The organism is Methanocaldococcus sp. FS406-22, assembly GCF_000025525.1.
Taxonomy (GTDB): domain Archaea; phylum AGJL01; class Methanococci; order Methanococcales; family Methanocaldococcaceae; genus Methanocaldococcus.
Map to the genome: position 1 here is coordinate 1,699,712 of NC_013887.1, position 23,622 is coordinate 1,723,333.

The window sequence follows — 23,622 nt, forward strand, 5'->3', positions numbered from 1 at the left end:
TATTATGTGGAAGGTTAATATAGGAAAATTGATGCACGCTTTAAATGCTTTTAAGGGTTCTAAGCCATTGTTTGAAACTGATGAAATGTTGATGGTTAAAGGAGTTTGTAGGGATGAAGAATTTGAGAAATATGATGATATTAAAAATTATTTAACTGAAAAATTGAAAAAAGAAGGTTTTGAGATTATAGAGGATGTCGAGGAAATAGATAAATTTGTCAGTAGAATAAACGAGATTTTAAATGAAAATCCTCTCTACCCTGACACTTTTGGTTTTGAAAGGATGAAAGAGAGTTTTGAAATGATTGGATGTGAGTGCGACTATATTATAGCCAAAAAAAGAAACATAATGGTAGGAGTTTGTATGTATTTTGATAAAAAAATGAAAAATCCAAAATTTATTGAAGTTGTTGGTGTTTTATTTAATAATCTTTCCTAAATTTGCTACAAATATCTGCTTCTGTAAAGTCATCTTTAAGGGCATTTTCTAAAAGTGTATTTCTACTATTCATTATATTTTTAATGATATCATCAGATGTTTTTGGGGATATGTCACCCTTTAAGCTTTTTAGCATTTTAATTTCATCATCTACTTTTTCCTTCTGAAGTTTTTTGTATTTCTTTATTGCCTGAGTTTTATCTCTGTTTAATATACAACATACTCCAACCAATCCAGCAGATGTTAATAACAGTATGATAATAATAATTTCGTTCATAATATGACCCAAATTTATGTTATTTATAATTTTTTATGATATAAATAATAATTATCATTATTTTTTATTTTTTATTATTTTTATCTACTTAGCTGAAAATGTTATGTCCAAACTCATATCGACACTTTTCACTGAATGTGTTAAAGCACCCATAGATATAACATCAACATTATATTTTGCGTATTCTAAAATATTATCCTCTTTTATTCCACCACTAACTTCAATTATTGGCCTAAAATTGGTTTTTCTTTCAAATTCATCAATTATCTTTAAAGCTTTCTCTATATCTTCTAGTTTGAAGTTGTCCAGCATTATTATATCAGCTCTCTCTTCTAAAGCTTCTTTCAACTCCTCTAAATTGCTAACCTCAATCTCAATCTTTTTTGTAAAGCTAACACTCTCCTTAGCTTTTTTTATAGCTTCCCTTACACCAACTATCGCTATGTGGTTGTCTTTGATTAAAACGCTATCGTCTAACCTAAATCTATGTGTATCTCCTCCACCAACATATACGGCATATTTTTGTAACGGAGATAATAGGGGAAGAGTTTTTCTTGTGCAGGCAATTCTAACATTTTTATTTACTGATTTAGCTTTTTTAACAACTCTATTTGTCATAGTGGCTATCCCAGAGAGGTGCATAAGTAGGTTTAAAGCAGTTCTTTCGACCATTAAGATAGTTCTCGCCTCTCCTTCAAACTCCAATATGTTTCCATAAGCTTCTTCCCCATCATTAAATAACTTTTTACATTTTATACCATATTCTTCAAAAAATGCAACAATAAAATCAATACCGCAAACTATACATGGCTCTTTAGCTTTAATAACTCCTTTAGCTTTTACTCCTTTAGGGATTATAGAGTTTGTTGTAATATCTCCAAATCCTACATCATACTCTAATGATTTTTTTAATATTTTGAGAGCATAATCTTTGAGCATAAAACATCCTCCTCATTAAAGTGTTTATAACTATCTAATTTAATAAACCTTAAATAATAAAAACTTTTGTTAAAAAATATGAGTATGATAAAAAATTTTGAAAAGTTTCTAAATACAATTTACTATTTGCTGAGTGATAGAAATGCTCAAAACACTGCCTCCAACTCTAAGAGAGAAAAAGAGATATATTGCCTTTAAAATATTATATGATGAAGAGTTAAAAGAGGGAGAGATTGTTAATTTAATTAGAAAAGCTGTTTTAGAATATTATGGCTTTTGGGGGACATCCAAGGCAAATCCATGGCTTGTATATTATGACTTCCCTTACGGAATTTTGAGATGTCAGAGAGAAAATGTTGATTATGTAAAAGCCTCTTTAATATTGGTTAAGGAATTTAAAGAAAAGCCAATAAATATTATCTGTTTAGGGGTTTCTGGAACAATAAGAAAGGCAAAAATCAAATTTTTAGGAATAAAGAAACCAAAAAGATGGTTTGTAGTTAGGAGAGAAAAGTTGAAGGCTAAAAAAACAAAATAGATAAATAATTAATAAATAATTGGTGGTCTTATGGAGATGAAAAATGTAAATGTTGGATTGTTTGGACATATCGACCATGGAAAAACACAATTAGCAAAACAGCTAACAGAAATAGCTTCAACTTCAGCCTTAGATAAACCAAAAGAATCCCAAAAGAGGGGAATAACTATTGATTTAGGATTTTCCTCTTTTATTTTAGGGGAGTATAGAATTACTTTAGTTGATGCCCCTGGGCATTCTGAGTTGATAAGAACAGCTATCGGAGCTGGAAATATTATAGATGCTGCCTTATTAGTTGTGGATGCTAAAGAAGGGCCAAAAACACAGACGGGAGAGCATCTATTAGTTTTAGATTTATTAAATATTCCCACAATTGTTGTTATAAATAAGATAGATATTGCAAGTGATGAGGAGATTAAAAGAACTGAGGGATTTATGAAGCAAATATTGAACTCAACAATGAATTTAAAGAACTCTAAGATTATTAAAATCTCAGCAAAAACTGGGGAAGGGATAGAGGAATTAAAAAAGGAGCTTAAAAATTTATTGGACAGCTTAGACATTAAAAGAGGGATAAATAGCTATCTAAAAATGCCTATTGACCATGCATTTAAAATAAAAGGGGTTGGGACTGTTGTAACGGGAACAATCCATAAAGGGAAGGTAGAGGTTGGAGATACTTTGAGAATTTTGCCTATAAATCATGAAGTTAAGGTTAAAAGCATACAGTGCTTTAAACAGGATGTTAATATTGCCTATGCAGGAGATAGAGTGGGAATATCTTTAATTGGAGTAGAGCCAGAGAGTTTGTTTAGAGGTTGTATATTAACTTCAGAAGATACAAAATTAAAGGTTGTAGATAAGTTTATAGCAAAGGTAAAGATTCTTGAGTTGTTTAAATACAACTTAGCTCCAAAGATGAAGGTTCATATAAATATAGGGCTTTTAACAGTTCCAGCCACGATAATTCCATATAAAATAGAGAGGATTAATGATAGAGAAGAACCAATAGTATTGGAAGAAATTAAAGGAGGAGATTCTTGTTACTGTATCTTTAAGTTAGAGGAGAAGGTTGTTGTTGATGAAAAAGATAAAGTTTTGATAATGAGGTTGGATTTGCCACCAACAACTTTGAGGATTTGTGGCTTTGGAGAAGTTGTTGATTTTGGAGATGTAGAGATTAAAAAGATTGTCGTAAAAGAGGGGAAGGTTGTTAAAAAGAAAGACAAAATCTATATTGAAGGGTTGGCATCTTCTAAAACAGCTGGAGAAAAACTTATTGGAGAAAAAGTTTATGTCCCTGATAAGAACATATGGGGCATTATAAAGGGAACATTTGGGACTAAAGGGGCTTTAATTGCTGAGTTTGATGGAGAGGTTAGTGGAGGAGAAAAAGTTGTATTAAAAAGAGTAAGGAAATGGGGATAAATCATCTGAATTTAAAACCGCATCTTTTATATACCCAAACACAACAAAAATAAATTTTACTGTTAAATTTATTTTAACTGTCTTGGTGAGAGTTGTGTATGTTGTGAATCTGCCATATAAAAAGTTGGGTGTAGAATGTGATGGAAAACAGTTAATTTTAAAGATGAAATCAAAGGATGTTGAGGATAGCATAAAAATGAATTTTGAATCAGCTGCTTTATTAAAAATCTTGATGGAACAGAGTGCAGTAATAGCTGAAAAAATAAATAAAGACTTTAAAAAAGATAAAATTAAAGTGCATAATATACATGATGTTGGGACAGTTTTTGGTGTTGATGGGAGGGTTTCAGTAGGAGTTCTGCCAGCTGATGAAAATAGAGTAGCTTCAATTCTCGTTGGATTTCATAAGGATGATAGGCATATATCAGTTGTAGTAAAACCAAAAAAGATTGCATTGTTAAGTGTTATGATAACAAAAATTATAAGTGAAAATCTAAAATTGGATTAAGTTGTCTATCTTTAACTGTCTTCCTCTACCAATAACTTCATAAAAATCAACAGCTACAGCTTTTATCTTTTCATCGATAACATAGTTTTTGCCATTGGTTGATAAGAGATAGGGGTTTATAAACAACATTTCTCCATTAAACTTTACTGCCAAATAAGGTTTTCCTCCAAATGTTTCAGAAAAGCTTATAAGTTTTTCAATATCTTCCTTATTTATATAAAATTTAGTTTTTGAGGAAGTTTTACACTCAAATATTAAAATTTCTCCTTTTTTCCCAGCTATTAAATCAACTCCTTTACTTCCAGCACTTCTGATTACAGCAAATCCCTCTTTCTCCAAAAGTTTTTTTAATTCTCTTTCAAAAGAGCTCCCTTTTCTATATTTATGCCTCATTTCTGCCCCCTAACACCCTCTCAATAATATTTTTAAACTCCTCTACAGGTATTTTGGTTTCTTTCTTTATTAACTCATTTTCTTTTGCTAAGATTTCCTCCATTGGTTTTACTCCCTCTCTGTCAATTTTATCCAAAGCTAAACCAATTTTATCCAACACTGACTGCTCAGCCTCTAACTGATGAAAACCTTCCCTCGGCCCTCCTCCTCTAAATGCCCTACACCTCCTTTTGTCCCATATTGGATAACCCCTATCCTTACAAAATATTCTATTTCTTTCATAGTTTCTAATCTCTTGGGCTAATTCATCTACTAGATCTTCCTCTCCTTCAATGTATGCACCAAAACATGTCTCCTTTACAATAATTGGCTGATTTAATGTATTTAAATATCTTACCAATTTACCTGGAGTTGTTAGGGCATTTTCAGCTAAGACAATAACCTTCGTCTTTTTCATCATTTCCACCAGAATTTTTTTGTAATATGTATTGTTTATTTGGATTTCATTTTTATTATTTTTTGTTAAACATTTGAATATATAAAATTAATAAATTACGGATTATACTTGGGTTTAAAGTAATTTAGTTTTGTAAATTATATTGCTACATCAAATTTAAAATAAAGAAAAAATGAAAATTAAATAGAAATATATATATATGTTCAAAAAACAATAAAATTATGGCAATTTTGAAAGTGATACTATGGATGCAGCAATAGGTGCATCATTATTTTTTATAATTCCTACAGTTGCAATTATTATATGTAAAGTATATTATTGTAATAAAAAATGTAAAAAATTAAATTGTAGAACTGATGTATTCGAATGTATAAAACAGTGTGCTAACTCTTCAATGTCTGATGAAATTATTAAAAAAATAATGGAAAGTGAAAATGATATGATTAAAAGTATATTAAATGAAGAGAAAATTAGAAGATGAAAGACATATTTTTTATTTTTATAAGTCCCTTGGGTCTACAAGCTCTCCCTTAACAGCACATGCAGCAGCAGTTATTGGTGAAGCAAGATAAATCTCTGCCTCCAATGAACCCTGCCTTCCTCTGAAGTTTCTGTTTGATGTTGAAACACAAACCTCTCCAGGGCCGAGAACTCCATATAATGAACCCATACAGGCAGAGCATGAAGGATTTGTAACTACACATCCATACTTCAAGAATTTCTCAATTATTCCTTCTTTTAGGGCTTTCAAATACTCTTCCCTTGAAGCTGGAGTTACAACAACCCTAACATTATCTGCTATTCCTCCATGTTTCTCAATAATCTCAATGGCCATTCTTAAATCTTCTACTCTCCCGTTTGTACAACTGCCTATAAATACTTGATCTATTGGTTTTCCAGCCACTTCTCTCGCCTGTTTAACATTATCTACATTGTGTGGGCATGCAAATACAGGCTCTATCTTATCTGCTTCAATCTCATAAACCTCTGCAAATTCAGCATCTTCATCTCCTTTTATAACTTCAAATGGCCTCTCAGTTCCATGTTTCTTCATGGCCTCTTTTACATATTGGATAGTTTTTTCATCTGGCTCGATAATTCCAGTTTTTCCACCCATCTCAATAGCCATGTTTGTCATGGTCATTCTTGAAGCTATAGACATCTTTTTAACTGTTTCTCCACCAAACTGGCAGGCTTTGTAAGTAGCTCCATCAACACCAACTTCTCCTATAATTGTTAAGATAACATCCTTTGAGGTAACGTAAGGTTGTAAATCTCCAGTGATGTTGAAATAAATTGTTTCTGGAACTTTAAACCATAGTTTTCCAGTTGCAAATACGTGAGCCATGTCTGTTGAGCCTATACCGGTAGCAAAAGCTCCAAAAGCTCCATGTGTGCATGTATGGCTGTCAGCACCAACAACAACCTCTCCAGGAGCTATATGTCCCTTCTCTGGCAATACTTGATGACAAACTCCCTCTCTAATATCGTAGAAATACTTTATACCTTGCTCTTTTACAAACTTCCTCATTAATATGTGGTTTTCAGCTGCTTTTATGCTGTCAGCTGGAACTTGGTGGTCGAATAGGATAACAATTTTCTCTGGATCCCAAACTTTCTCAATTCCATACTCTTTTAATGTATTGACAGTTAGAGGTCCGGTAATATCATGAACCATTGCTACATCTATGTTTGCCATCACTATATCGCCAGGGCTAACCTCCTTTTTTCCAGATGCCTTAGCTAATATCTTTTCTACAATTGTCATTCCCATAGTTTCACCATCACATTAAATTTTAAAAATGAGGTGGATTATATTTTACAGTATGGTTATATAAAAAAGTTAATCAAACAGTCCCTCGATGATGAGTAATAAAAGCTGATTATGTGATGAGCCCTTTCGGGGTAGCTGAGGGGAATTAATTTTTATTCTATCTCTATTGTGTATTTTCTTGAAGCTCCTTTAAATAACATTGATGAGGATGCAAATTTTAAATACAAAAGGGCTTTATCAACATCTACAATCTTTGTTGATGCAATATGAGTTATTCCAAATCCTTTGAATAAATCTGGCAGAGATTGAGCTGTAGGGCCGACTAAAATTTTTAGTTTGGCATTTTTAGCTCTCTCTAAAACAAAATCTAAGGTATCATTTAATAGGGTAGTTCCACTGATAAAGACGGCATCCATCTCTGGTAATAGCCTATATTCAAAACTATCACTTAAGACTCCATCCATCAATAGTGAGGGGCTTCTCTCAAACACATAGATATCAAAGCTACCAGATTTTTTAAGCATATTCACAACTGGCACCATATTTCCAACAAAGGCTATTTTTTTAATATCTTCTTTATTTAACACCAACTCAGCTGCATCTCTACCATTTGCCTCAAAATTAAAATAGTATTGAGATACTGCATTTATTGCCGCTAATCCAAGAGTTCTTTCAACAATATCAAAGCTGTCTACCATATTAATAAAGTCCTCAACATCTCTACCTATTTTTAAATCCTTTTTATTCCCATGCCCCCTATACTCCTCCAATAATGTCATTGCTACTCCTAGGGCTTTTTTGCCGTTGCTTTCAACTACCACATAGCTGTAAGGCAAAGCAAATGAGAAATCAACAACTTTAAAATCGTCTTCTTTTTCATTTAATAGATTTAAAGCTCTCTCTTTTATCTCCTCTATTATCATAATATCACCCAATCTAGAATTCATCTTTGTGTTATTTCTTTCTCATCAAAATTTTGGTGATAATTAATTTTAATTACTATTTAAGCGTTATGTTCATAAAAAACAATTATCACATCAAAAAATTTCAAAAAAGTGTTAGGTTGTATTTCTTTGAAAGAAACTCAGCTCTCTTTATATGTTCTGGATAAAACTCTTTTAATTTTTTAATGATTTCATTTCTTGTTGAATACTTTGCCCCAATTTTTAAGATTTTTAGAATCTCATCTTTAACATCATAAACCTTCCAACTTGGAATCTCGATAGTCATGCAAAAATCTTCTCTGCCAAATTTATTCCTTAAAATTGGAGATATTGATGCTATCAAAACATTATTCCCAATATCTATGAGTGGAGGGACTTTCTGCCTATTGTTGCTTGTTAATTTTTTATAATTCTCTTTTTTGTAGGCATGGAGTTCAAAATAGATGTTTGGATTGTAATTTTCAATGATATTAATTAGAGCTTTTCCTTCATCAGTTTCATAATACTTTTCTGACAGTGTAGAGATGTATCTGCTATTCTCAACCAACTTTGGTATAACTAATATATTTCCAGTGTAATTATCTTCCTTTAATAGATTTACAAAATCTTTAAGCACTATTTCTGTAAATTTTCCCTCATTTCCATGCAATCCTCCAATAAATAGCTTTTTTATTCCATTACCTTTAAATTCAAAGATTTCCATAATTTTCACACTTTTTGATTAAAATCCACAACCCAGAATCATCATCTATTATCTTATAATTCGGAATGCCAGCTCTGTTTAATATGTCTTCTAATAGTTCCTTATTATGATTTTTCATCCTTGATTTTACTTCATTATCCCAATTTGGATTTCTCCTTCTCATCTCTGCAAATATCTTCTCTCTCAACTCTTTATTTCCAAAACCTCCTCCAATATAAGCCATCCCATCTGGCTTTAGAACTCTGTAAATCTCTTTAAAAGCTTTTATTTTATCCTTCCAAAAGAACATTGAACCTCTGCTTATAATCAATTCAGCAAAGTTATCTTTAAATGGTAAGTTATGCACGTCTCCAAGAATTGGAATGATTTTACCTTCTAAGCCCTCTTCCTTAATATATTTCTCAGTAAGTTTGAGCATATCTTTAGATATATCTAAAGCATAAACCTTTAAATTGTTATCTTTGCAATAGCTCTCGCCAAAGCTCCAGTTCCAGTCCCTAAGTCAATGCAAATACCTTCTTTTATACCTGTCCTATCTACAATCTGTTTAGCAATAACCGGATAAACTGGAGCAAAGACATTTCTAACGATTTCATCAAAATCTTTATAATTATTCAACCTCCCACCATAAAATAACAGCCTTATTTTTTGTTATAAACTTTTCATTGTCTGATAGTTCTTTTAAATAGCTTTCTATCTTCTTTATAACCTCTTCATCTACCTCTTTAAACCTTCCAATAAAGCTTGCTACATATCTTATCTCTTCCTCTAAGTTCCTTTCAATTGTGTAATCGAAATATCTAACATTCACTATCCTTCCCCATTCTCTTAAGATAACATAGGCAAAGTAATCTGCATCTGGCTCAAACTCTCCCATATATGGTTTATTTAGGATTTTTTCATAGATTTTCTTTACAATGCTGTCTCTTCCACATGGTTGAATTATTGAGCAGTATCTTTTTGATAAGCTTTCCATCTTCTCTAAATGCTTTTCTAAGTCATCAACCATCCAAAGAAAGTGAGAGCAAACAACCAAATCAAATTTATCATCAATATCTATGCTATTCCAATCTGCATTAATGATTTCTACATTCTCTATGCCATTTTCTCTTAAATTCTCTTTTAAAAGCCTTATATTCATCTCTGATTTTTCAATAGCAATAACTTTTTTAACCTCCTTTGCTAATGGAATCGTTAATGTTCCAGCTCCAGTTCCAATCTCTAAAACAGTAAAATTGCTAAATCCTTCTAAATTTTCTTTTAAAATCTCAACAGCCTTTTTTCCATACCCATAGTTATTTCTTTTTATAATATTTGAGGAATCTATTGACAACTTCTTAAAAAACTCTTTGTCATAGGTTATTTTTGGCTTTCCTTTTCTTTCAGCTTTTATCTTATCCCAGGTGTCTTTTATATCTATCTTATATTTTAGTAGTCTCTTCATACTACTCACCAAATCAAAATAAAAAGAGGTATTTTTGCAATTTTCACATTACATCAAAATAAAAACTATATTTGGCTTATACTTATTTTGTAAGCATTATATGCCCAACAATCTAAAATTTCTCTTATATTACTTTCATTTTTGCATCCTTTCATTCTTGCCATTCTTTTCAAGAGTTTGACAGTATTTCTCATCTCTTCCTCGCTCATGAATGGAGCATTTAAAAGTATTTCTATGGCTTTTTTGTCGATTTCGTCCATAATATCCCCATAACTAAATATAGTTACTATTAATGTAATCTAATTACAGATATTATTAGAGCTTACTATTTAAGCATTATGTTAACCAAAAATATTATGCATTATTTGCTAAAATTCTAATAATAATGAGGATATTGACTTTATTAATGTATTTTTATACTTAACTGCTAAGAAACTCATTATCATTAATCCAATAAAGATTGGTAATAAGTAGATATCAAAGCTTGGAGTTGGTGATGGCATCAATATAGCTGTTTCTACGACTCCAAAGTTACACATCTTACTCACCTCCATCCGTATTTTTCAAATTCTCCTTTATGAGACAATAGATAATCAACATACTTCCTCACAGCATCGTTATCGTTTATTACAGCGATGTATAGCTGTAACTCATATCCTTTGATTGGAATTATTTTTATAGCATCATCTTTCTTAATAGTATCAAGCCAAACAATTGTAGCATCTGCCTTTCCTTCTTTAACCACCTTTATCAAATTCTTTGAAGATGTGAAGATTAGAGTTGCATTTATTTTCTCCCTTTTGATAATTTCTATACCTAAACATCCTCCTGGATGATGATATTTACTTTGATTTACTACAGCTATTCTTTTACCGTTTAAATCACTCAATGAGCTAATGTCACTACCTTTTCTGACAACAATCACTGGAATCCTTTTAATAAATGGCTTGCAGTCCTTTATTAGTCCTTTTTTCTCAAGAATCTCTATTGTGCTGACATTGAATAGCTCATACTCTTTTGGAGCTATAACAACGTCTGCATTGGTTTTATTCACAAGCTTTGCCATCTGATAATAGCCTACAAAGGAGAAGTTAATTTCGACATTCTCTTTCTCAGAGAAGTCTTTGGATACAGCAATTAAAGGTTCTTTAATACCTTTTCCAGTCCATACATGGATAGATTTACCTTCTTCAACACAACCACAGATTGCTATTATAGATGAAATTAATCCAAGTATAAGAATTTTTAATTTGTTCATATTTTTCCCTTCTGCGGGTTTCAGATATCTCTAAAGTATATTATGATATAAATATTTTTCGGAAGCCGGAAACTTATTTCTTTGTTATATATTTAAATAAAAAATAATGTTAATCAAATAACCAAACATCAATTATTTCACCTTCATGCTTCTCTAACTCATGCTCTTTTATTATAGCCAAACCATCAGCATCCAAAATTGAAGTTAGTATGTTAGAGCCTTTAAATATTGGATATGCAATACCATTTTTCAGCTTAACTGGCCTTAGATATAAAAACTCAGGCTCTGAAATGATTTTTTCTGATAATTCTGCTTTAATAATCCTCCTTTTATAAACTCTATGTGTCATTTTCATTAAAAAAGGTAGTAGAAATACATAACTGCAGATTAAGCATGAAACAACATTCCCCGGCATGCAAAATATGGGCTTATCATTCACCTTACCAAATAACATTGGCATTCCTGGTCTCATCTTAACCTTATGGAATAAAATCTCTCCCAAATCATCAACAACCCTTGGTAAAAAATCCCTTTTTCCAACGGAAACTCCTCCTGAAGTAACAATAATGTCACACTTCTCTGAGGCTTCAATAATTTTATTTTTTATATCATTAAACTCATCCTTTGCAATCCCTAAGAATTTTGGCACACATCCAGCTTTTTTAACAATTGATGAGATTGTCTTTGAGTTAATATCTTTAGTCATCTTAAATAACTCATTGCCAGTTGATACAATCCCGACCTTTGGGGTTTTATAGACTTTTATTTCCTCAATACCTAAACCAGCTAAAACTCCGATTGTTCTCTCATTTATTATACTTCCTTTCTTTAAAACTACCTCTCCCTTTTTTATATCACTGCCCTTTTTTGAGATTCCCTCAATCCTATCAAAGCTTATAACAACTATCTTATTCTTAACTCTTACAGTATTTTCGATAGGGATTACATACTTCGCATTTTTTGGAACTTTTCCACCAGTAGCAACTAAGACACATTCATTTTTGTTTATCTCCAAATCTCTATCATCTCCAGCAAAAATCTCATCAATTAAGATGTATTCCTCAAAAATCTCTGCAACTGCATAGCCGTCAATATCACTTCTATCAAACCTTGGTATATCTACGTCACTTATAACATCTTCAGCTAAGACCCTTCCATAAGCATCCTCTATTTTTATATATTCAGTTTTGTTGAAGCTAAATCTGTCTAAAATCTTTTCTGCCTCTCTAACTGAAATCATAATTTCACCGTAATTATAAATAGTTGATTTTCAACCAAAAATTAATTAAAATTAGTTACTAAGCTTTGTAAAAAAATAATATAATTGGATACGCCTCCCTTAACGGGTTCGGCGTATCTTTCTCCAACGTTTATGTGAGGCTGGACTTCCTGGCTTAAAGATTTAGTTTTTCTTTCCTTCTTTAATTTCTTTAACTTTTTTGAATATCTGTCTTAAAGTATCTTCATTACTCTTTGTGAATGGAAATGGAGATTTTGTGAATGGCTTTGCATACAAGGTTAAGCCGTCAAATCTATAGAACGTTGCTCCGCACTCCATCCCATCAATAACTCCTGGCAACACAACATCTGAAGCATAAGGTGTAGGGCCGGGAGCTATATCGATACAAACCATTGGAATCTCATTTAGATACTTTGCACAATCTTTTGGCGTATGCTCCACAATACCAGCTGCAACTACTAAGACGGCATCAATCTCCCTTTCTCTCAAGAGGTCGGCAAAGGTAAACTCTCCAGGATTGTATCTTGGATAGCCCCTTGCAAAGTCTATTCCATACGGATAACCATACATGTATGATGCCACTTGGTTAAAGCCGTTAACGTTACAGTGTCCTCTTAAAGCTCCAATGGCACATTTTGTGTATTTGTTTAACTCTCTAACTAAAGTTAAAACGCATTCGATATTTCTATGCCCTCCTCTTGATGCTGGCAACCCTAAACCTCCATAAATCTTTACAAACTTGGCATTCTTCATCCACTCAACCATCTCTTCCATTACTTCGATTGGAACGCCAGTTATCTTCTCAACACTGTGATGTGGCTTTTTGCCTCTTAGTATTGTGAGGAGGGCAGAGAACAACTCATAGTCTGTGTTTGGCTTTAACTGAACATGCAAATCAGCTAACTTTGCCGTGTCTGTCTTTCTTGGGTCAACAACTACAATTTTTCTATCCTTTCTTCCTCTTTCAGTCCAGTAACCTCTTGCAAAGACTGAGTATCTACTCATGTGTCTTGGGTGGGAGTGCATTGGGTTACAGCCCCAGAAGATGATTAAATCAGCTCTATTCTTTACCTCTCCAGCGGTGCAGCCAGGAAGTCCAGCCTCTTGAACCCCCATCAATGTAGGCCCGTGTCATATTGTCGAGTTTGAATCAACAACTCCCCCTAAGTATTCAGCCATATGCAATCCTACAATGTGGGCTTCGGCAGAAGTCTCAGCCCCCATAAAGAGGAGAGGTCTTTTGGCATTTGCTAAAATCTCTGCAGCCTTTTCTATAGCTTCTTCCCAGCTAACCTTAACAAATTCTCCATTCTTCTTAATCATTGGTTCTCTTATTCTGTGAGGGCTGACAATCTCCTTAAACTTTGGAGCTCCCTCTCTGCATGCGTTTTTTACAATTATCTCTTGCTTCTCCTCATCATACCAAACCTCTATGTCATCACACGCCATCCCACAGACAGGGCACGTAATGCCCCTAAAAACCTTCATAGCCATAAATCTCACCCATATATCTTTTTCATAATCTCTTCAGCAGTTAATATCTCAGCCTTTCCTTTAACTGGCTCAACATAAACATAGTTTCCTTTATAGAGTGGAGAACCCATGGACTCTGTGTATGAACCAATAACAACATTAGCCCAGATGGATCTTGGGATAAATACAGTTCCCTCTTGCAAAGCATCATCAGGAATCGCCCTTAAAGTTATGCATGATTTTTTATCTTCACTCATTACAGTGACATACTCTGGCTTTCCAAGATAGGCATAATCCTTTGGATGAATGTAACAGACGGCACACTCTTTAACATATTTTTCAGTAAATTTCTTACCTCCTTTGATAATCTCTCCTTGGATAACAGTACTTCCAGTGTTTAGGAGAGCTTTAATACCTCCATCGTATCTATAATCGTCATAGCATTCATACAACTCTGGCTCTATCAATCCAAGGTTTTTCTCTTTTAAAGCATACAAAACTCCTTTAGGTTTTCTGCTTATTGCATAATCTCCAGTGAATTTGAGGAATTCTCCATAAATTGGCATATCGTTGATGTTTAAATCCTTCTCCTCTCCAACAAACTCAAATCCAGGAGCAAAGAATCTTATCCTTCCACATACTGCTATTGTCCCTTTTGTCATCTCAACTCCAACTGCTCTTTCAGCGTTTCCTTCAATATATATAAATCCACCATTCTGCCTTATTCCGCAAAACTGCCTAACATTTCCTTTTATAATAATCTCTCCACCAGATATTGCAGCTCCAACGTTGTTTCCAGCATCTCCTTCAACTATAATCTTTCCTCCTTTCATTCCATGCCAGCTCCCTCTATAGGCAGAACCAACGTAATCTCCAGCGTTTCCATTGATTTTTATTAGTCCTCCAGTCATCTCTCTACCAACCCAGTGCTTGGCATTTCCATTAACAACTATCTCTCCTCCTTTCATTTCAGAGCCAAGCTGAATTCCAACGTTTCCATTGATTATGATTTTACCAGAACTCATCTGATAGCCAATATACTTAACTCTCTCAACATTCCCTTCAATGACGATTGTTACATCCTTTGAGTCATCATTGCTAACTTCTACATCAAAGAACTCTGAGAGAGGGAGTTTATTAGGTCCTTGCCAAACTAAGAGGGATTCAATTTCTTCCTTGCTCTTATTTGCAAATATATCTGGATTTATAACTTCTGCCTCTATTGGAATGTCTGGCTCTCCCTTTGGGGTTAAAATCACTTGCATACTTATTCACCCACATTTATTGGCGTTGGTTTTGTTAGATAATGCTCTGTTGTAGGGTAGTTGGTGAAGTCAAAGGTGTAGTATTTAAACCACTCTTTCACATCCTTAATCATCTCATTGTAGATTTCTTCATCTGGGAATTTAGCATTGCAATAGTATGTTTTTCCGTCAGGAGTTGATACAATCTCTCCTTTATGGGCAACAATTACTCCGCCGTTTATTGTGTATTCTGCGTAGGTAAAGGCTTTTTCTATAGCTTTGTAGTCGTTTGTGTTGAGGGTTTCTGGGTTTATGTCATAGATTGCTATGTCTGCATCAGCCCCAACACCCAAATGCCCCTTCATTGGTGCTAATCCAACGGCTTTAGCTGGTGTAGCCCTTGTAACTGTTGCTATCTCATATAGGGTGTATTCTCTATCCATATTTGGTAAATCTGTTCTCTCAGAAGCCCATTTGTGGCATTCTTTTAGCATATCCTCTCTTGCCTTTTTGCTCATCAACCATGAGATAACCTTTGGATAGTTTGTAAATGAACCTCCGTTAGGGCTGTCTGTTGTCATTATCACTTTCCAAGGGTCTTTAACTCCCAATAAAAGCTCTAACCCCATTGCCCATTGGACACTATGCACACCATTCTTCTTTTTGTATGCAAATGGCACGATACCAGAACCGCATTCTAATTCAACATCTGCGTTAGACCATTTTCCTCCAGTTAAAACAGCTAAATCGTATAAATTAGGACCATCTCCAGTCATACAGATTGCTGGGCCAAATATAACGCACCCGCTGTCTATAACAACGTGTTTTGATTTGTTTACATAATCTATAATCTCCTTTGTTCCAGATTCAAAATCCTTCCAAGAGGTTCCTCCAAAGGCATTAAACTGGACGTGAGTTAGATAGATGCTCTGCTCTCTCTCATAAGGGACTTTTGTTTTTATTTCTTCATCAACTTTAACTTTTGGATTTGCCTTTATATCTTCTGGAATTTTTAGAGTCTCTTTTGTTATCTCCCAATTTCCAGGATGTCCTAAGCCGTTGGCATGAACATGGATTGACATTGGGTAACCTAAAATCTCATTAACTTCAGCTAAACCTCTGATAATCTCTCTTGGTGTAACCTCAAAATGAATGCACGGCTCATCTAAAGAATAGATATTCAATCCCCAACCCCAATTTTCTACACCAGCTGGATTAACAATCTTAATCCCATAAGTTTTGTGAATTCTATTCATCCACGCCACATAAGCGGCGGCTTTTTCAATATCTCCTTCTTTTAGGTATTTTAAAATAAACCAGTTGTTTCCAAACATCAAATAAGCACATTTATTTACAACAGGAACATGTTTTAACTCCTCATGAGTGTGTTTTGCAAGCATTGGTGGTGTTGCTGCTTCGCAAATTGTTGTATAACCCATTAAAGCATATTTATAACCCATAACATAGCTTGAAGGCAAAACCTTTCCACTACCACTGTGAGTTATATCTGTCTTTTTTATCGGATGTTTGTATTGATACTCTGGACATAATAGCCTTCCATGTGTAACCTTAGGCCCAGCTACGTGGGTGTGGGAATCAACACCTCCAGGCATTACAGTTTTGTTAGATGCATCAATAACTTTAGCATCTTTCATCTCATTTGAGGACAGTTCTTCAACAATCTTTCCATCTTTAACAAAGATATCCATCTTTTCTCCATCTATCCCATTCATTGGGTCAAAGACATAGCCATTTTTTATTATAAGGTTCATAGTATCACCAAATCAGTTTTGGCATGAGAGGCAGATGGTTTCATTATCTTTTTGAATGAATGGCTCTTTGCAAATCTTGCAAAGCTTTATTGTCTTTTTTTGCTTAGTTGGAACAAGAATATCAACGAATTCGTAAGAATAGACGGCATCTCCAGCATTAATGATGTCTAAGATAACCTCATCGTGAGGAACTTTCTCAATATTCAGATACCAGGCATGAAGCTTTGGATATTTGGCAGTTTTTATATAATCAAGGATGATCCTAACTCCTTTGATGATTTCTCCTTCTCTACCCCATTTATTTACAGTAACTGCCATCTTTCCAGTGTCAATAACCTTTAGCCTCTTATTTCCAGTTGTGCATCTTCCAAGGATTTGAAATGCATCAGGAATGCAGTTATAGGTTTCACAAGTAACGTAGATTCTATCATTTTCATCAATGTTGAGGATTCTTTTAGCCAAATCAAACATAAAAATTCCAATTAAAACTCCAGGGCTTAAACAGCCATGAAATTCTATAACTCTCTCTACATCTTCTTTTTTGATGCTGTTGAGTTTGCTAACTATGGAGTCTATGATGTCCATGCAAAAACCACCATGTTCATTAAAATCAGTTACGTAATTATTTGTGATTACATAATTTACATACTTTAGTAACGTTCAAAGATTATATGATTGGATATTTTATATATATAAGTTACGACTTATGATTAAGACAAAAAATATTTATTTGTGATAGTATTTACAATCAAATAATTAGTAACTGAAACAAAAAACATATAAAGATATAAATGTTTTAATTATTAGTGTTTCCTTGAGGGGTGGTATCTTGCAGCAGATAAAAGAGGCTTATAATGGTGTTATCACAATTTTAAGGGATGGTGTTGAAAAAAGAGAATTAATGTGGAATGATTACCTATGTGTTGGTTGCGGTATCTGCTATGACATCTGCCCAACAAAAGCTATTACTATGGGGCCTTTAGGGGCAATAGCCAAGGGGATTGTTGATGCTCCAAAATTGGATATTGATGAAAATAAGTGCGTTTTATGTGGATTGTGTGCTGCATCTTGCCCATTTGATGCTATGGATTTAAAAATTAACGGAAAGTCAATAAAAGAGGATGAAAGATATCCAAAGATTAAGAGAAAGAGTATCAAAATCTATCAAGACAAATGCGTTTTATGTGAGCAGTGTGAAATGGTTTGTCCTCAAGGGGCTATAGAAGTTGAGAGGGACTTACCAGAAAGAAAGAAGTTTGTTATTGGAGAGATAAACATAAACAAAGAAAAATGTGTTCTCTGTGGAATCTGTGCTGAATACTGTCCAGCAGATGCTATAAACTTAAAATACAACTATCCAACACCAACAAATCCAAAACCAATAACCGATATTGAAGTTGATAAAGATGCATGTGTATTCTGTAAAGTTTGTGAATTCGTCTGTCCACACGATGCAATTGAAGTTATCTGTTACAAATGCCCATTCATAAAGAAGATTCCAACAGCTAAGTTGTATGATGACATTAAAGGGAAAGTTACCGTTAATGAAGAGCTATGCGTTGCTTGTGGATGGTGTGCTTATATCTGTCCGGCTGGAGCTATTGAAGTTGAGAAGCCATTCAAAGGAGAGGTTATTATTGATTTAGACGCATGCAACGGATGTGAGGCTTGCGTTGCTATCTGTCCGTGTAATGCCTTAGAATTCCCAAAATCAGAGAAAAAGGGAGAGAAAGTCCCAAGAATTATTGTTAATCAGAATTTGTGTGTGTTATGCGGAGCTTGTGCTAAAGCATGTCCAGTTAATGCCATAAAAGTTGTTAGAAGAGAGGTTAGCATAACAAAAACAAAACCAATAGCTTGGAAAAAGGCATTTGAAAACTTAGCAGCTGAGTAATGAGGTGGTTAGATGTATAAGTTGGTTGTTTATCCAGAGAGATGTCATGGTTGTGGGAATTGCGTTGTTTCTTGCCCAGTAAATGCAAAAGACCCAAGTGTTTGGGGAGGTAAGGGCCCAGAAACAGATAAAGTTGTTATGATTGTTGAGGAAGGTCTTGTTAAGGTAGTTAATCAAGAATTATGTGGTGGATGTGGAGCTTGCATAGAGGTGTGTCCAGTAAATGCTATAGAATTAACTATAGTGAAAAATTAAAATAAATAAATCTTTTTTAAATTTTACAGTTCTTTTTTTAGTCTTTTAGTAGGTGATATTTAGGATATAATTGAAAGAGCCTATGATTTTATTGACATCAAAATTATTGATTTCTCTTTTATTTAATTTAAAACACTGTCTTTTTTGGATTGTTTAAAAATGCTCAAAAAGCATGTTATTGGAGTTTAATTAAAAACTATTAACTCCAACAACATATTTGCAACTTTGTTCATCTATCTTAATTAACATAAAGGATAAATATAACTATTTTTAATTAATGCTATGGTTGGAGGTGATAATGTGAAAAATAGAATTTTAGGAAAATCTAAAATTATTTTAATTTCCTTTATTTCCATAATACTTATTTTTGGAGCTTTGTGTGGATGTTTAAATGAAAATAAAAATGTAAGCACTAAAAAACCCTATGAAGGAAAGACAATAACTGTTTTATGTGGAGCTGGGCTAATGAAGCCTATGAATGAGCTTATACAAAACTTTGAAAACAAAACTGGGGCAAAGGTAGAGGTTCATTATGGAGGAAGTGCTGAATTGTTTGGTATTTTAACAACAACTGGAGGAGATGTCTTTATTCCTGGAGCTTATAAATATACTGCCGATGCAATGAAGAAGGGACTTATATTAAACGATACAGTCAAAAACATAACCTACCACATCCCAGTTATTGCAGTTCCAAAAGGAAATCCTAAGAACATTAAAGGCTTAGAGGATTTGGCAAAGCCGGGAGTTAGAGTTGTTATAGGAGACCCAAAGGCATGTGCAATTGGAAAAGTGGCAAAGAAGATTTTAGAGAAAAATCATCTATGGGAAAATGTTAGCAAGAATATTGTTGTTGAGACTCCAACAGTCAACCAACTCCTCATCTACATAGCAACAAATCAAGCAGATGCGGCAATTATCTGGGGAGATATGGTTACTTGGGCAGAGAGTAAAGGAAAGATTGAGGTTGTTGAGATTCCAAAAGATAAAAACATTATAAAGACAATCCCAACTGCAGTAACTATCTACGCTAAAAAAGACAACAACTTAGAGGTTGCCAAGGCATTTAACGACTATATCTCAAGTGATGAGGCAAAGGAGATTTGGAAGAAGTGGGGCTTTATACCATGTAAATAGGTGAGATGATGAGAGTTAGTTTTAAATCTTTTTGCATCTTTTTATCATTTTTATTTACGTTTTTGTTGTTTTTAGCAATAGCATCGTTGTTTTTAGTCCCAAATCCTTCAGAGATTTTGAGTGCATTAAAAACAGAGGAGATGATATATTCTTTAAAGTTGTCTATCTTAACGTCATCAATCTCCACATTCCTTGTTATGCTGTTATCAATACCTATTGGCTATGCGTTATCAAGGCATTCATTTCCGGGGAAGAGTATTGTAAAATCAATCCTTGATTTACCAATGGCATTTCCAGAGTTGGTTTTGGGTTTAGCCCTACTTTTGTTGTTTGGACAGTCATTTATAGGTAAATCATTGGAGAGCTTTGGAATAAAAATTGTTTTTACAAAACTTGGGATTGTTGTTGCCCAGTTCTTCACAGCTCTACCTTATGCTGTTAGGGTTATATACTCAACATTTGAGGAGATAAATCCAAGATATGAGCTTGTTTCAAGGTCTTTGGGTTATGGAGAGTTAGAGACATTCTTTAATGTATCCCTACCATTGGCAAAGAATGGGTTGTTTGCCTCTACAATTATCACATTTGCAAGATGTATGGGAGCATTTGGAGCTGTGTTAATCCTTGCTGGAGGTTCTTATATGAATACAGAGATTTTGCCAATTACCTTGTATCTTAATATATCCTACGGAAATCTTGGAATGGCTATAACAAGTGGAATACTGCTTATAGTGATTTCATTTATAGCTATATTGGTATTTGAGAAGTTCGAGGGTAATAAAAGGTGAAAATAATGGATTTCTTAGAGATAGAGGATTTAAGCATAGATTTAGGAGAGTTTAAACTTGTTGATGTTAATTTAAAGGTAAAAAAAGGAGATTATTTGACCATTATAGGCCCTACTGGGAGTGGGAAGTCCATATTATTAGAGACAATTGCTGGTTTCTATAAACCAGAGAAGGGGAGAATTTATCTTGAGGGAGAGGATATAACTGACTTACCACCAGAAAAGAGAAACATGAGTATAGTTTATCAGGATTATGTCCTCTTCCCTCACAAAACAGTTTTTGATAACATTGCCTACGGCTTAAAGAAGAAGATTAAAGATAAGGATAAGATTAGGGAGGAGATAACTCAAATTACTGAGGTTTTAAATATATCCCATTTATTGCATAGAAAGCCAGACACTTTAAGTGGAGGAGAACAGCAAAGAGTGGCTTTAGCAAGAGCTTTAGTAGTTAAGCCAAAACTTTTATTGATGGATGAGCCATTCAGTGCCTTAGATGTAAAAACAAAAGAAAACTTAAGAAAGTTAGTTAAAAAGGCAATAAAGGAGTATGAAACAACTGTCTTGCATGTAACTCATGATTTTGATGATGTTTGGAGTTTGGCAAATAGAGTAGCTGTTATGAAAAATGGTAGGATTTTACAAGAGGGAGAGGTTAATGAGATATTTTACAAGCCTTCTATAAACTTTGTTGCTGAGTTTGTCGGAACTAATGTGTTAGAGGGAGAGGTTATTGATAAAGAGGATGGCTTAACAAAAATAAAGGTTGGAAGTTTGGAGTTGTTGAGTGTTGATGATGGAGATGGAGTAGTTAGATTATCTATAAGACCAGAGGATATAGTTATTTCAAAGCATCCAATAGAAACATCTGCAAGGAATGAATTCAGATGCAAAGTTGATAGGATTAAAAGAATGGGGAACTTGGTTTATTTAGCTCTAAGTGTTGATGATATAAGGTTGAGGTGTATTTTAACACCAAATGCATTGTATAGCTTAAATATAAAAGAGGGAGATGTTGTTTATGCAGTAATAAAAGCTACAAATGTGAGGATTATTAGCTGATTATTTCCTGCTCAATTTTCTTCTAACAGCTATATAGAGGTTACCTAATAAGATTAGAGATGTAACCCTTACAATTGGCTCTAATATCCATAGTGATTTATCATCAGTGCCTATTTGTAAAAATAATCTTATTACCTCTAAAAATGAGACAAACCAAAATTTTATTATCTCTATAATATCCCATTCCATTTCTTTAAATCTTAACATTGATGCTAAAATGGTAAATACTATTATGCTATAAAATATCCATTTTCCAGTCTTTTCTATTGATTCTCCATAGTCAGATATTTCTTTGTAGGCTCTTATAATAAATCTTTCAAATCTGCTATCTGAAAACTCTTTTATTAGCTCCATTTCCATTGTGTATAGGTTAGATGCTTCAATGTAGGTTCTGTTATTTTCAATGGATATTCTTAGGTTTCTGTATTCTGCGAGAATTGATTTATAATCTAAATGATTTTTTAGGATTTCATAAGCTTCTTTATATATTCCTTCAGCATTTTCTTTTAGTTTTAAAAGTTTGTGACTTAAAATTTCTTCTTTTTTGATGTCGCATAGTATCATCACTTCTCTAACATCTGTTTTTAAAAATGATGTTTTTGATAATGGAAAGTTTTCTATCTTTGTGTGTTTATTTAGAAATTGAGTGTTAAGGAATATTGCTAAGCATTTATCTTTAATCATATTAATTATTGTGTGTGTCCATTGTTTGTTTGGTTTCTTTAGGTTAATCCCATACTTTTCATACTTTTCAAACTTAATGCCTTTTCTAAATAATGCTAAATCTTCAAATGTGCTGTCAACAAATGATATTAGATTAAACCGGATATCTCTAAAATCTGCACGAAATTTAAAAGTTGAATTATGGAAATATATCTTATTGGCAGTTATATTTGAAAAATTGACCTCTCCATTAAATTCTGAATCAGTAAAATCTGCAAATTCTCTAAATTTTGAATATATAAATTTAATTTCTCCTACAAATATTGAACAAAATGTAACTCTATTGAATTCTGATTGTAAAAAATAAATTGCTCCATTAAATTCTGAAAATATAAAACCAACGAATTCATTAAATTTTGTGGCATGAAAATTAACATATCCAAAAAATTTTGTTTGCATAAAATTAACATCTCTATGAAATTCTGAGTTATAAAAACTAACATATCCGTTAAACAAAACATTACTAAAATCTGCACGTTTGAAAGTGCATTCAAAATAGCTTACCTTTTTATTAAATATTGAGTTTTTAAAATTAGTTTCTCTATTAAACTCCGACTTAATAAAATCGACATTTCCATTAAATACCATTTGTAATCTTTCTGCTTTACCTGTTTCGAAAATAAATCTCTCGTCATATATCTTAAAGTCATTATTAAATTCAACATTATAAATATATATGTTTATATTTACAGTTATGCTTTTTATTATCCATTTTAGTATGTTTTCGTCTTTCTCATCTTCACTAATTAACTTTTTTAACTTCTTATTGTCTTTAATCCTCTCATAAATATCTTTAATGCTAATTATCCCCTTAATAATACAATCTGTTAATTCAAAATCCTTCCCCTTCTCTAAACACTCAACAAACCTATCAATAAACTCCTCACTACTTATAACTCTCTTTCCCATAAAGCCCACCAATTATAACAACATTAA

29 protein-coding genes are annotated in these 23,622 nt (G+C 33.1%); 10 read left to right on the forward strand and 19 right to left on the reverse strand.

Annotated features, from left to right (window positions below; all coding sequences use genetic code 11):
- Positions 1-4: 4 nt before the first annotated feature.
- Positions 5-439, forward strand: a complete 435-nt coding sequence (locus MFS40622_RS08850; RefSeq protein WP_012981332.1) for a DUF2120 family protein — start codon at positions 5-7, stop codon at positions 437-439.
- Here MFS40622_RS08850 and MFS40622_RS08855 read toward each other — a convergent pair.
- Positions 423-716 carry a hypothetical protein gene (locus MFS40622_RS08855; protein ID WP_012981333.1) on the reverse strand — a complete coding sequence of 98 codons (294 nt, stop codon included), beginning with the start codon at positions 714-716 and terminating at the stop codon, positions 423-425. The genes MFS40622_RS08850 and MFS40622_RS08855 overlap by 17 nt on opposite strands.
- A gap of 84 nt (positions 717-800) precedes the next feature.
- A complete protein-coding gene (gene nadC, locus MFS40622_RS08860) occupies positions 801-1,655 on the reverse strand; it encodes a carboxylating nicotinate-nucleotide diphosphorylase (RefSeq protein ID WP_012981334.1) in 855 nt (284 codons plus the stop codon).
- 142 nt (positions 1,656-1,797) lie between these two features.
- On the opposite strand from nadC, the gene MFS40622_RS08865 reads away from it, so the two are divergent.
- The 3 genes from MFS40622_RS08865 (at position 1,798) to MFS40622_RS08875 (ending at position 4,129) form a co-directional block, all read left to right on the forward strand.
- On the forward strand, positions 1,798-2,193 hold the full coding sequence (locus tag MFS40622_RS08865; protein WP_012981335.1) for an Rpp14/Pop5 family protein: 396 nt from the start codon (positions 1,798-1,800) through the stop codon (positions 2,191-2,193).
- A 30-nt stretch (positions 2,194-2,223) separates the two neighbouring features.
- Positions 2,224-3,621, forward strand: coding sequence for a selenocysteine-specific translation elongation factor (gene selB, locus MFS40622_RS08870; RefSeq protein WP_012981336.1), 1,398 nt, complete (start codon positions 2,224-2,226; stop codon positions 3,619-3,621).
- Between the two features lie 94 nt (positions 3,622-3,715).
- Complete coding sequence (locus tag MFS40622_RS08875) at positions 3,716-4,129, forward strand: hypothetical protein (protein WP_012981337.1); 414 nt, start codon at positions 3,716-3,718, stop codon at positions 4,127-4,129.
- Here MFS40622_RS08875 and hjc read toward each other — a convergent pair.
- On the reverse strand, positions 4,115-4,522 hold the full coding sequence (gene hjc / locus MFS40622_RS08880) for a Holliday junction resolvase Hjc (RefSeq protein ID WP_012981338.1): 408 nt from the start codon (positions 4,520-4,522) through the stop codon (positions 4,115-4,117). The two genes, MFS40622_RS08875 and hjc, sit on opposite strands and share 15 nt — an antisense overlap.
- On the reverse strand, positions 4,512-4,979 hold the full coding sequence (locus tag MFS40622_RS08885; protein WP_012981339.1) for a methanogenesis marker 6 protein: 468 nt from the start codon (positions 4,977-4,979) through the stop codon (positions 4,512-4,514). The genes hjc and MFS40622_RS08885 overlap by 11 nt, the downstream gene beginning before the upstream one ends.
- Before the next feature lie 244 nt (positions 4,980-5,223).
- On the opposite strand from MFS40622_RS08885, the gene MFS40622_RS08890 reads away from it, so the two are divergent.
- A complete protein-coding gene (locus MFS40622_RS08890) occupies positions 5,224-5,460 on the forward strand; it encodes a hypothetical protein (protein WP_012981340.1) in 237 nt (78 codons plus the stop codon).
- An 18-nt stretch (positions 5,461-5,478) separates the two neighbouring features.
- Here MFS40622_RS08890 and leuC read toward each other — a convergent pair whose 3' ends face one another.
- The 14 genes from leuC to MFS40622_RS08950 form a co-directional block, all read right to left on the reverse strand.
- The gene (gene leuC, locus MFS40622_RS08895) at positions 5,479-6,753 is read right to left on the reverse strand and encodes an isopropylmalate/citramalate isomerase large subunit (protein ID WP_012981341.1); all 1,275 of its coding nucleotides are present in this window, start codon (positions 6,751-6,753) and stop codon (positions 5,479-5,481) included.
- Between the two features lie 152 nt (positions 6,754-6,905).
- Positions 6,906-7,676: a Rossmann-like domain-containing protein gene (locus MFS40622_RS08900; RefSeq protein ID WP_156770013.1), complete on the reverse strand. Its 771-nt coding sequence runs from the start codon at positions 7,674-7,676 to the stop codon at positions 6,906-6,908.
- 124 nt (positions 7,677-7,800) lie between these two features.
- Positions 7,801-8,400, reverse strand: a complete 600-nt coding sequence (locus tag MFS40622_RS08905; protein WP_012981343.1) for a DUF2119 domain-containing protein — start codon at positions 8,398-8,400, stop codon at positions 7,801-7,803.
- On the reverse strand, positions 8,387-8,818 hold the full coding sequence (locus tag MFS40622_RS08910) for a class I SAM-dependent methyltransferase (RefSeq protein WP_198003838.1): 432 nt from the start codon (positions 8,816-8,818) through the stop codon (positions 8,387-8,389). The genes MFS40622_RS08905 and MFS40622_RS08910 overlap by 14 nt, the downstream gene beginning before the upstream one ends.
- A gap of 29 nt (positions 8,819-8,847) precedes the next feature.
- On the reverse strand, positions 8,848-9,018 hold the full coding sequence (locus MFS40622_RS09635) for a hypothetical protein (protein ID WP_198003839.1): 171 nt from the start codon (positions 9,016-9,018) through the stop codon (positions 8,848-8,850).
- Positions 9,011-9,844 carry a class I SAM-dependent methyltransferase gene (locus tag MFS40622_RS08915; RefSeq protein WP_012981344.1) on the reverse strand — a complete coding sequence of 278 codons (834 nt, stop codon included), beginning with the start codon at positions 9,842-9,844 and terminating at the stop codon, positions 9,011-9,013. The genes MFS40622_RS09635 and MFS40622_RS08915 overlap by 8 nt, the downstream gene beginning before the upstream one ends.
- 65 nt (positions 9,845-9,909) lie before the next feature.
- Complete coding sequence (locus tag MFS40622_RS08920; protein ID WP_012981345.1) at positions 9,910-10,104, reverse strand: hypothetical protein; 195 nt, start codon at positions 10,102-10,104, stop codon at positions 9,910-9,912.
- Positions 10,105-10,212: 108 nt separating this feature from the next.
- Positions 10,213-10,383, reverse strand: coding sequence for a hypothetical protein (locus MFS40622_RS09640; RefSeq protein WP_012981346.1), 171 nt, complete (start codon positions 10,381-10,383; stop codon positions 10,213-10,215).
- Between the two features lie 5 nt (positions 10,384-10,388).
- Complete coding sequence (locus MFS40622_RS08925) at positions 10,389-11,102, reverse strand: substrate-binding domain-containing protein (protein WP_012981347.1); 714 nt, start codon at positions 11,100-11,102, stop codon at positions 10,389-10,391.
- A 109-nt stretch (positions 11,103-11,211) separates the two neighbouring features.
- Entirely contained in the window at positions 11,212-12,342 is a 1,131-nt protein-coding gene (locus MFS40622_RS08930) for a molybdopterin molybdotransferase MoeA (RefSeq protein WP_012981348.1), read from the reverse strand.
- A gap of 162 nt (positions 12,343-12,504) precedes the next feature.
- On the reverse strand, positions 12,505-13,836 hold the full coding sequence (locus MFS40622_RS08935) for a formylmethanofuran dehydrogenase subunit B (protein ID WP_012981349.1): 1,332 nt from the start codon (positions 13,834-13,836) through the stop codon (positions 12,505-12,507).
- Between the two features lie 5 nt (positions 13,837-13,841).
- Complete coding sequence (locus tag MFS40622_RS08940) at positions 13,842-15,080, reverse strand: formylmethanofuran dehydrogenase subunit C (protein WP_012981350.1); 1,239 nt, start codon at positions 15,078-15,080, stop codon at positions 13,842-13,844.
- A gap of 2 nt (positions 15,081-15,082) precedes the next feature.
- Entirely contained in the window at positions 15,083-16,831 is a 1,749-nt protein-coding gene (locus MFS40622_RS08945; RefSeq protein ID WP_012981351.1) for a formylmethanofuran dehydrogenase subunit A, read from the reverse strand.
- 12 nt (positions 16,832-16,843) lie between these two features.
- Positions 16,844-17,416 carry an FmdE family protein gene (locus MFS40622_RS08950; protein ID WP_012981352.1) on the reverse strand — a complete coding sequence of 191 codons (573 nt, stop codon included), beginning with the start codon at positions 17,414-17,416 and terminating at the stop codon, positions 16,844-16,846.
- A 241-nt stretch (positions 17,417-17,657) separates the two neighbouring features.
- On the opposite strand from MFS40622_RS08950, the gene fwdF reads away from it, so the two are divergent.
- The 5 genes from fwdF (at position 17,658) to MFS40622_RS08975 (ending at position 21,963) form a co-directional block, all read left to right on the forward strand.
- A complete protein-coding gene (gene fwdF, locus MFS40622_RS08955; protein WP_048197618.1) occupies positions 17,658-18,725 on the forward strand; it encodes a tungsten-dependent formylmethanofuran dehydrogenase subunit FwdF in 1,068 nt (355 codons plus the stop codon).
- Positions 18,726-18,737: 12 nt separating this feature from the next.
- The gene (locus MFS40622_RS08960; protein ID WP_012981354.1) at positions 18,738-18,980 is read left to right on the forward strand and encodes an ATP-binding protein; all 243 of its coding nucleotides are present in this window, start codon (positions 18,738-18,740) and stop codon (positions 18,978-18,980) included.
- 282 nt (positions 18,981-19,262) lie between these two features.
- The gene (modA, locus tag MFS40622_RS08965) at positions 19,263-20,114 is read left to right on the forward strand and encodes a molybdate ABC transporter substrate-binding protein (protein ID WP_012981355.1); all 852 of its coding nucleotides are present in this window, start codon (positions 19,263-19,265) and stop codon (positions 20,112-20,114) included.
- 5 nt (positions 20,115-20,119) lie between these two features.
- Positions 20,120-20,902, forward strand: coding sequence for an ABC transporter permease (locus MFS40622_RS08970; RefSeq protein WP_048197529.1), 783 nt, complete (start codon positions 20,120-20,122; stop codon positions 20,900-20,902).
- Positions 20,903-20,907: 5 nt separating this feature from the next.
- Complete coding sequence (locus tag MFS40622_RS08975; RefSeq protein ID WP_012981357.1) at positions 20,908-21,963, forward strand: ATP-binding cassette domain-containing protein; 1,056 nt, start codon at positions 20,908-20,910, stop codon at positions 21,961-21,963.
- On the opposite strand, the gene MFS40622_RS08980 is transcribed toward MFS40622_RS08975, so the two are convergent.
- The gene (locus tag MFS40622_RS08980; RefSeq protein ID WP_012981358.1) at positions 21,964-23,595 is read right to left on the reverse strand and encodes a pentapeptide repeat-containing protein; all 1,632 of its coding nucleotides are present in this window, start codon (positions 23,593-23,595) and stop codon (positions 21,964-21,966) included.
- Positions 23,596-23,622: the final 27 nt, after the last annotated feature.

Coding starts and splice junctions, on each gene's coding strand:
- MFS40622_RS08850 (WP_012981332.1), top strand. CDS start 5: ATGTGGAAGGTTAATATAGGAAAATTGATGCACGCTTTAAATGCTTTT.
- MFS40622_RS08855 (WP_012981333.1), bottom strand. CDS start 716: ATGAACGAAATTATTATTATCATACTGTTATTAACATCTGCTGGATTG.
- nadC (WP_012981334.1), bottom strand. CDS start 1,655: ATGCTCAAAGATTATGCTCTCAAAATATTAAAAAAATCATTAGAGTAT.
- MFS40622_RS08865 (WP_012981335.1), top strand. CDS start 1,798: ATGCTCAAAACACTGCCTCCAACTCTAAGAGAGAAAAAGAGATATATT.
- selB (WP_012981336.1), top strand. CDS start 2,224: ATGGAGATGAAAAATGTAAATGTTGGATTGTTTGGACATATCGACCAT.
- hjc (WP_012981338.1), bottom strand. CDS start 4,522: ATGAGGCATAAATATAGAAAAGGGAGCTCTTTTGAAAGAGAATTAAAA.
- MFS40622_RS08885 (WP_012981339.1), bottom strand. CDS start 4,979: ATGAAAAAGACGAAGGTTATTGTCTTAGCTGAAAATGCCCTAACAACT.
- MFS40622_RS08890 (WP_012981340.1), top strand. CDS start 5,224: ATGGATGCAGCAATAGGTGCATCATTATTTTTTATAATTCCTACAGTT.
- leuC (WP_012981341.1), bottom strand. CDS start 6,753: ATGGGAATGACAATTGTAGAAAAGATATTAGCTAAGGCATCTGGAAAA.
- MFS40622_RS08900 (WP_156770013.1), bottom strand. CDS start 7,676: ATGATAATAGAGGAGATAAAAGAGAGAGCTTTAAATCTATTAAATGAA.
- MFS40622_RS08905 (WP_012981343.1), bottom strand. CDS start 8,400: ATGGAAATCTTTGAATTTAAAGGTAATGGAATAAAAAAGCTATTTATT.
- MFS40622_RS08910 (WP_198003838.1), bottom strand. CDS start 8,818: ATGCTCAAACTTACTGAGAAATATATTAAGGAAGAGGGCTTAGAAGGT.
- MFS40622_RS08915 (WP_012981344.1), bottom strand. CDS start 9,844: ATGAAGAGACTACTAAAATATAAGATAGATATAAAAGACACCTGGGAT.
- MFS40622_RS08920 (WP_012981345.1), bottom strand. CDS start 10,104: ATGGACGAAATCGACAAAAAAGCCATAGAAATACTTTTAAATGCTCCA.
- MFS40622_RS09640 (WP_012981346.1), bottom strand. CDS start 10,383: ATGTGTAACTTTGGAGTCGTAGAAACAGCTATATTGATGCCATCACCA.
- MFS40622_RS08925 (WP_012981347.1), bottom strand. CDS start 11,102: ATGAACAAATTAAAAATTCTTATACTTGGATTAATTTCATCTATAATA.
- MFS40622_RS08930 (WP_012981348.1), bottom strand. CDS start 12,342: ATGATTTCAGTTAGAGAGGCAGAAAAGATTTTAGACAGATTTAGCTTC.
- MFS40622_RS08940 (WP_012981350.1), bottom strand. CDS start 15,080: ATGCAAGTGATTTTAACCCCAAAGGGAGAGCCAGACATTCCAATAGAG.
- MFS40622_RS08945 (WP_012981351.1), bottom strand. CDS start 16,831: ATGAACCTTATAATAAAAAATGGCTATGTCTTTGACCCAATGAATGGG.
- MFS40622_RS08950 (WP_012981352.1), bottom strand. CDS start 17,416: ATGGACATCATAGACTCCATAGTTAGCAAACTCAACAGCATCAAAAAA.
- MFS40622_RS08960 (WP_012981354.1), top strand. CDS start 18,738: ATGTATAAGTTGGTTGTTTATCCAGAGAGATGTCATGGTTGTGGGAAT.
- modA (WP_012981355.1), top strand. CDS start 19,263: ATGGTTGGAGGTGATAATGTGAAAAATAGAATTTTAGGAAAATCTAAA.
- MFS40622_RS08970 (WP_048197529.1), top strand. CDS start 20,120: ATGATGAGAGTTAGTTTTAAATCTTTTTGCATCTTTTTATCATTTTTA.
- MFS40622_RS08975 (WP_012981357.1), top strand. CDS start 20,908: ATGGATTTCTTAGAGATAGAGGATTTAAGCATAGATTTAGGAGAGTTT.
- MFS40622_RS08980 (WP_012981358.1), bottom strand. CDS start 23,595: ATGGGAAAGAGAGTTATAAGTAGTGAGGAGTTTATTGATAGGTTTGTT.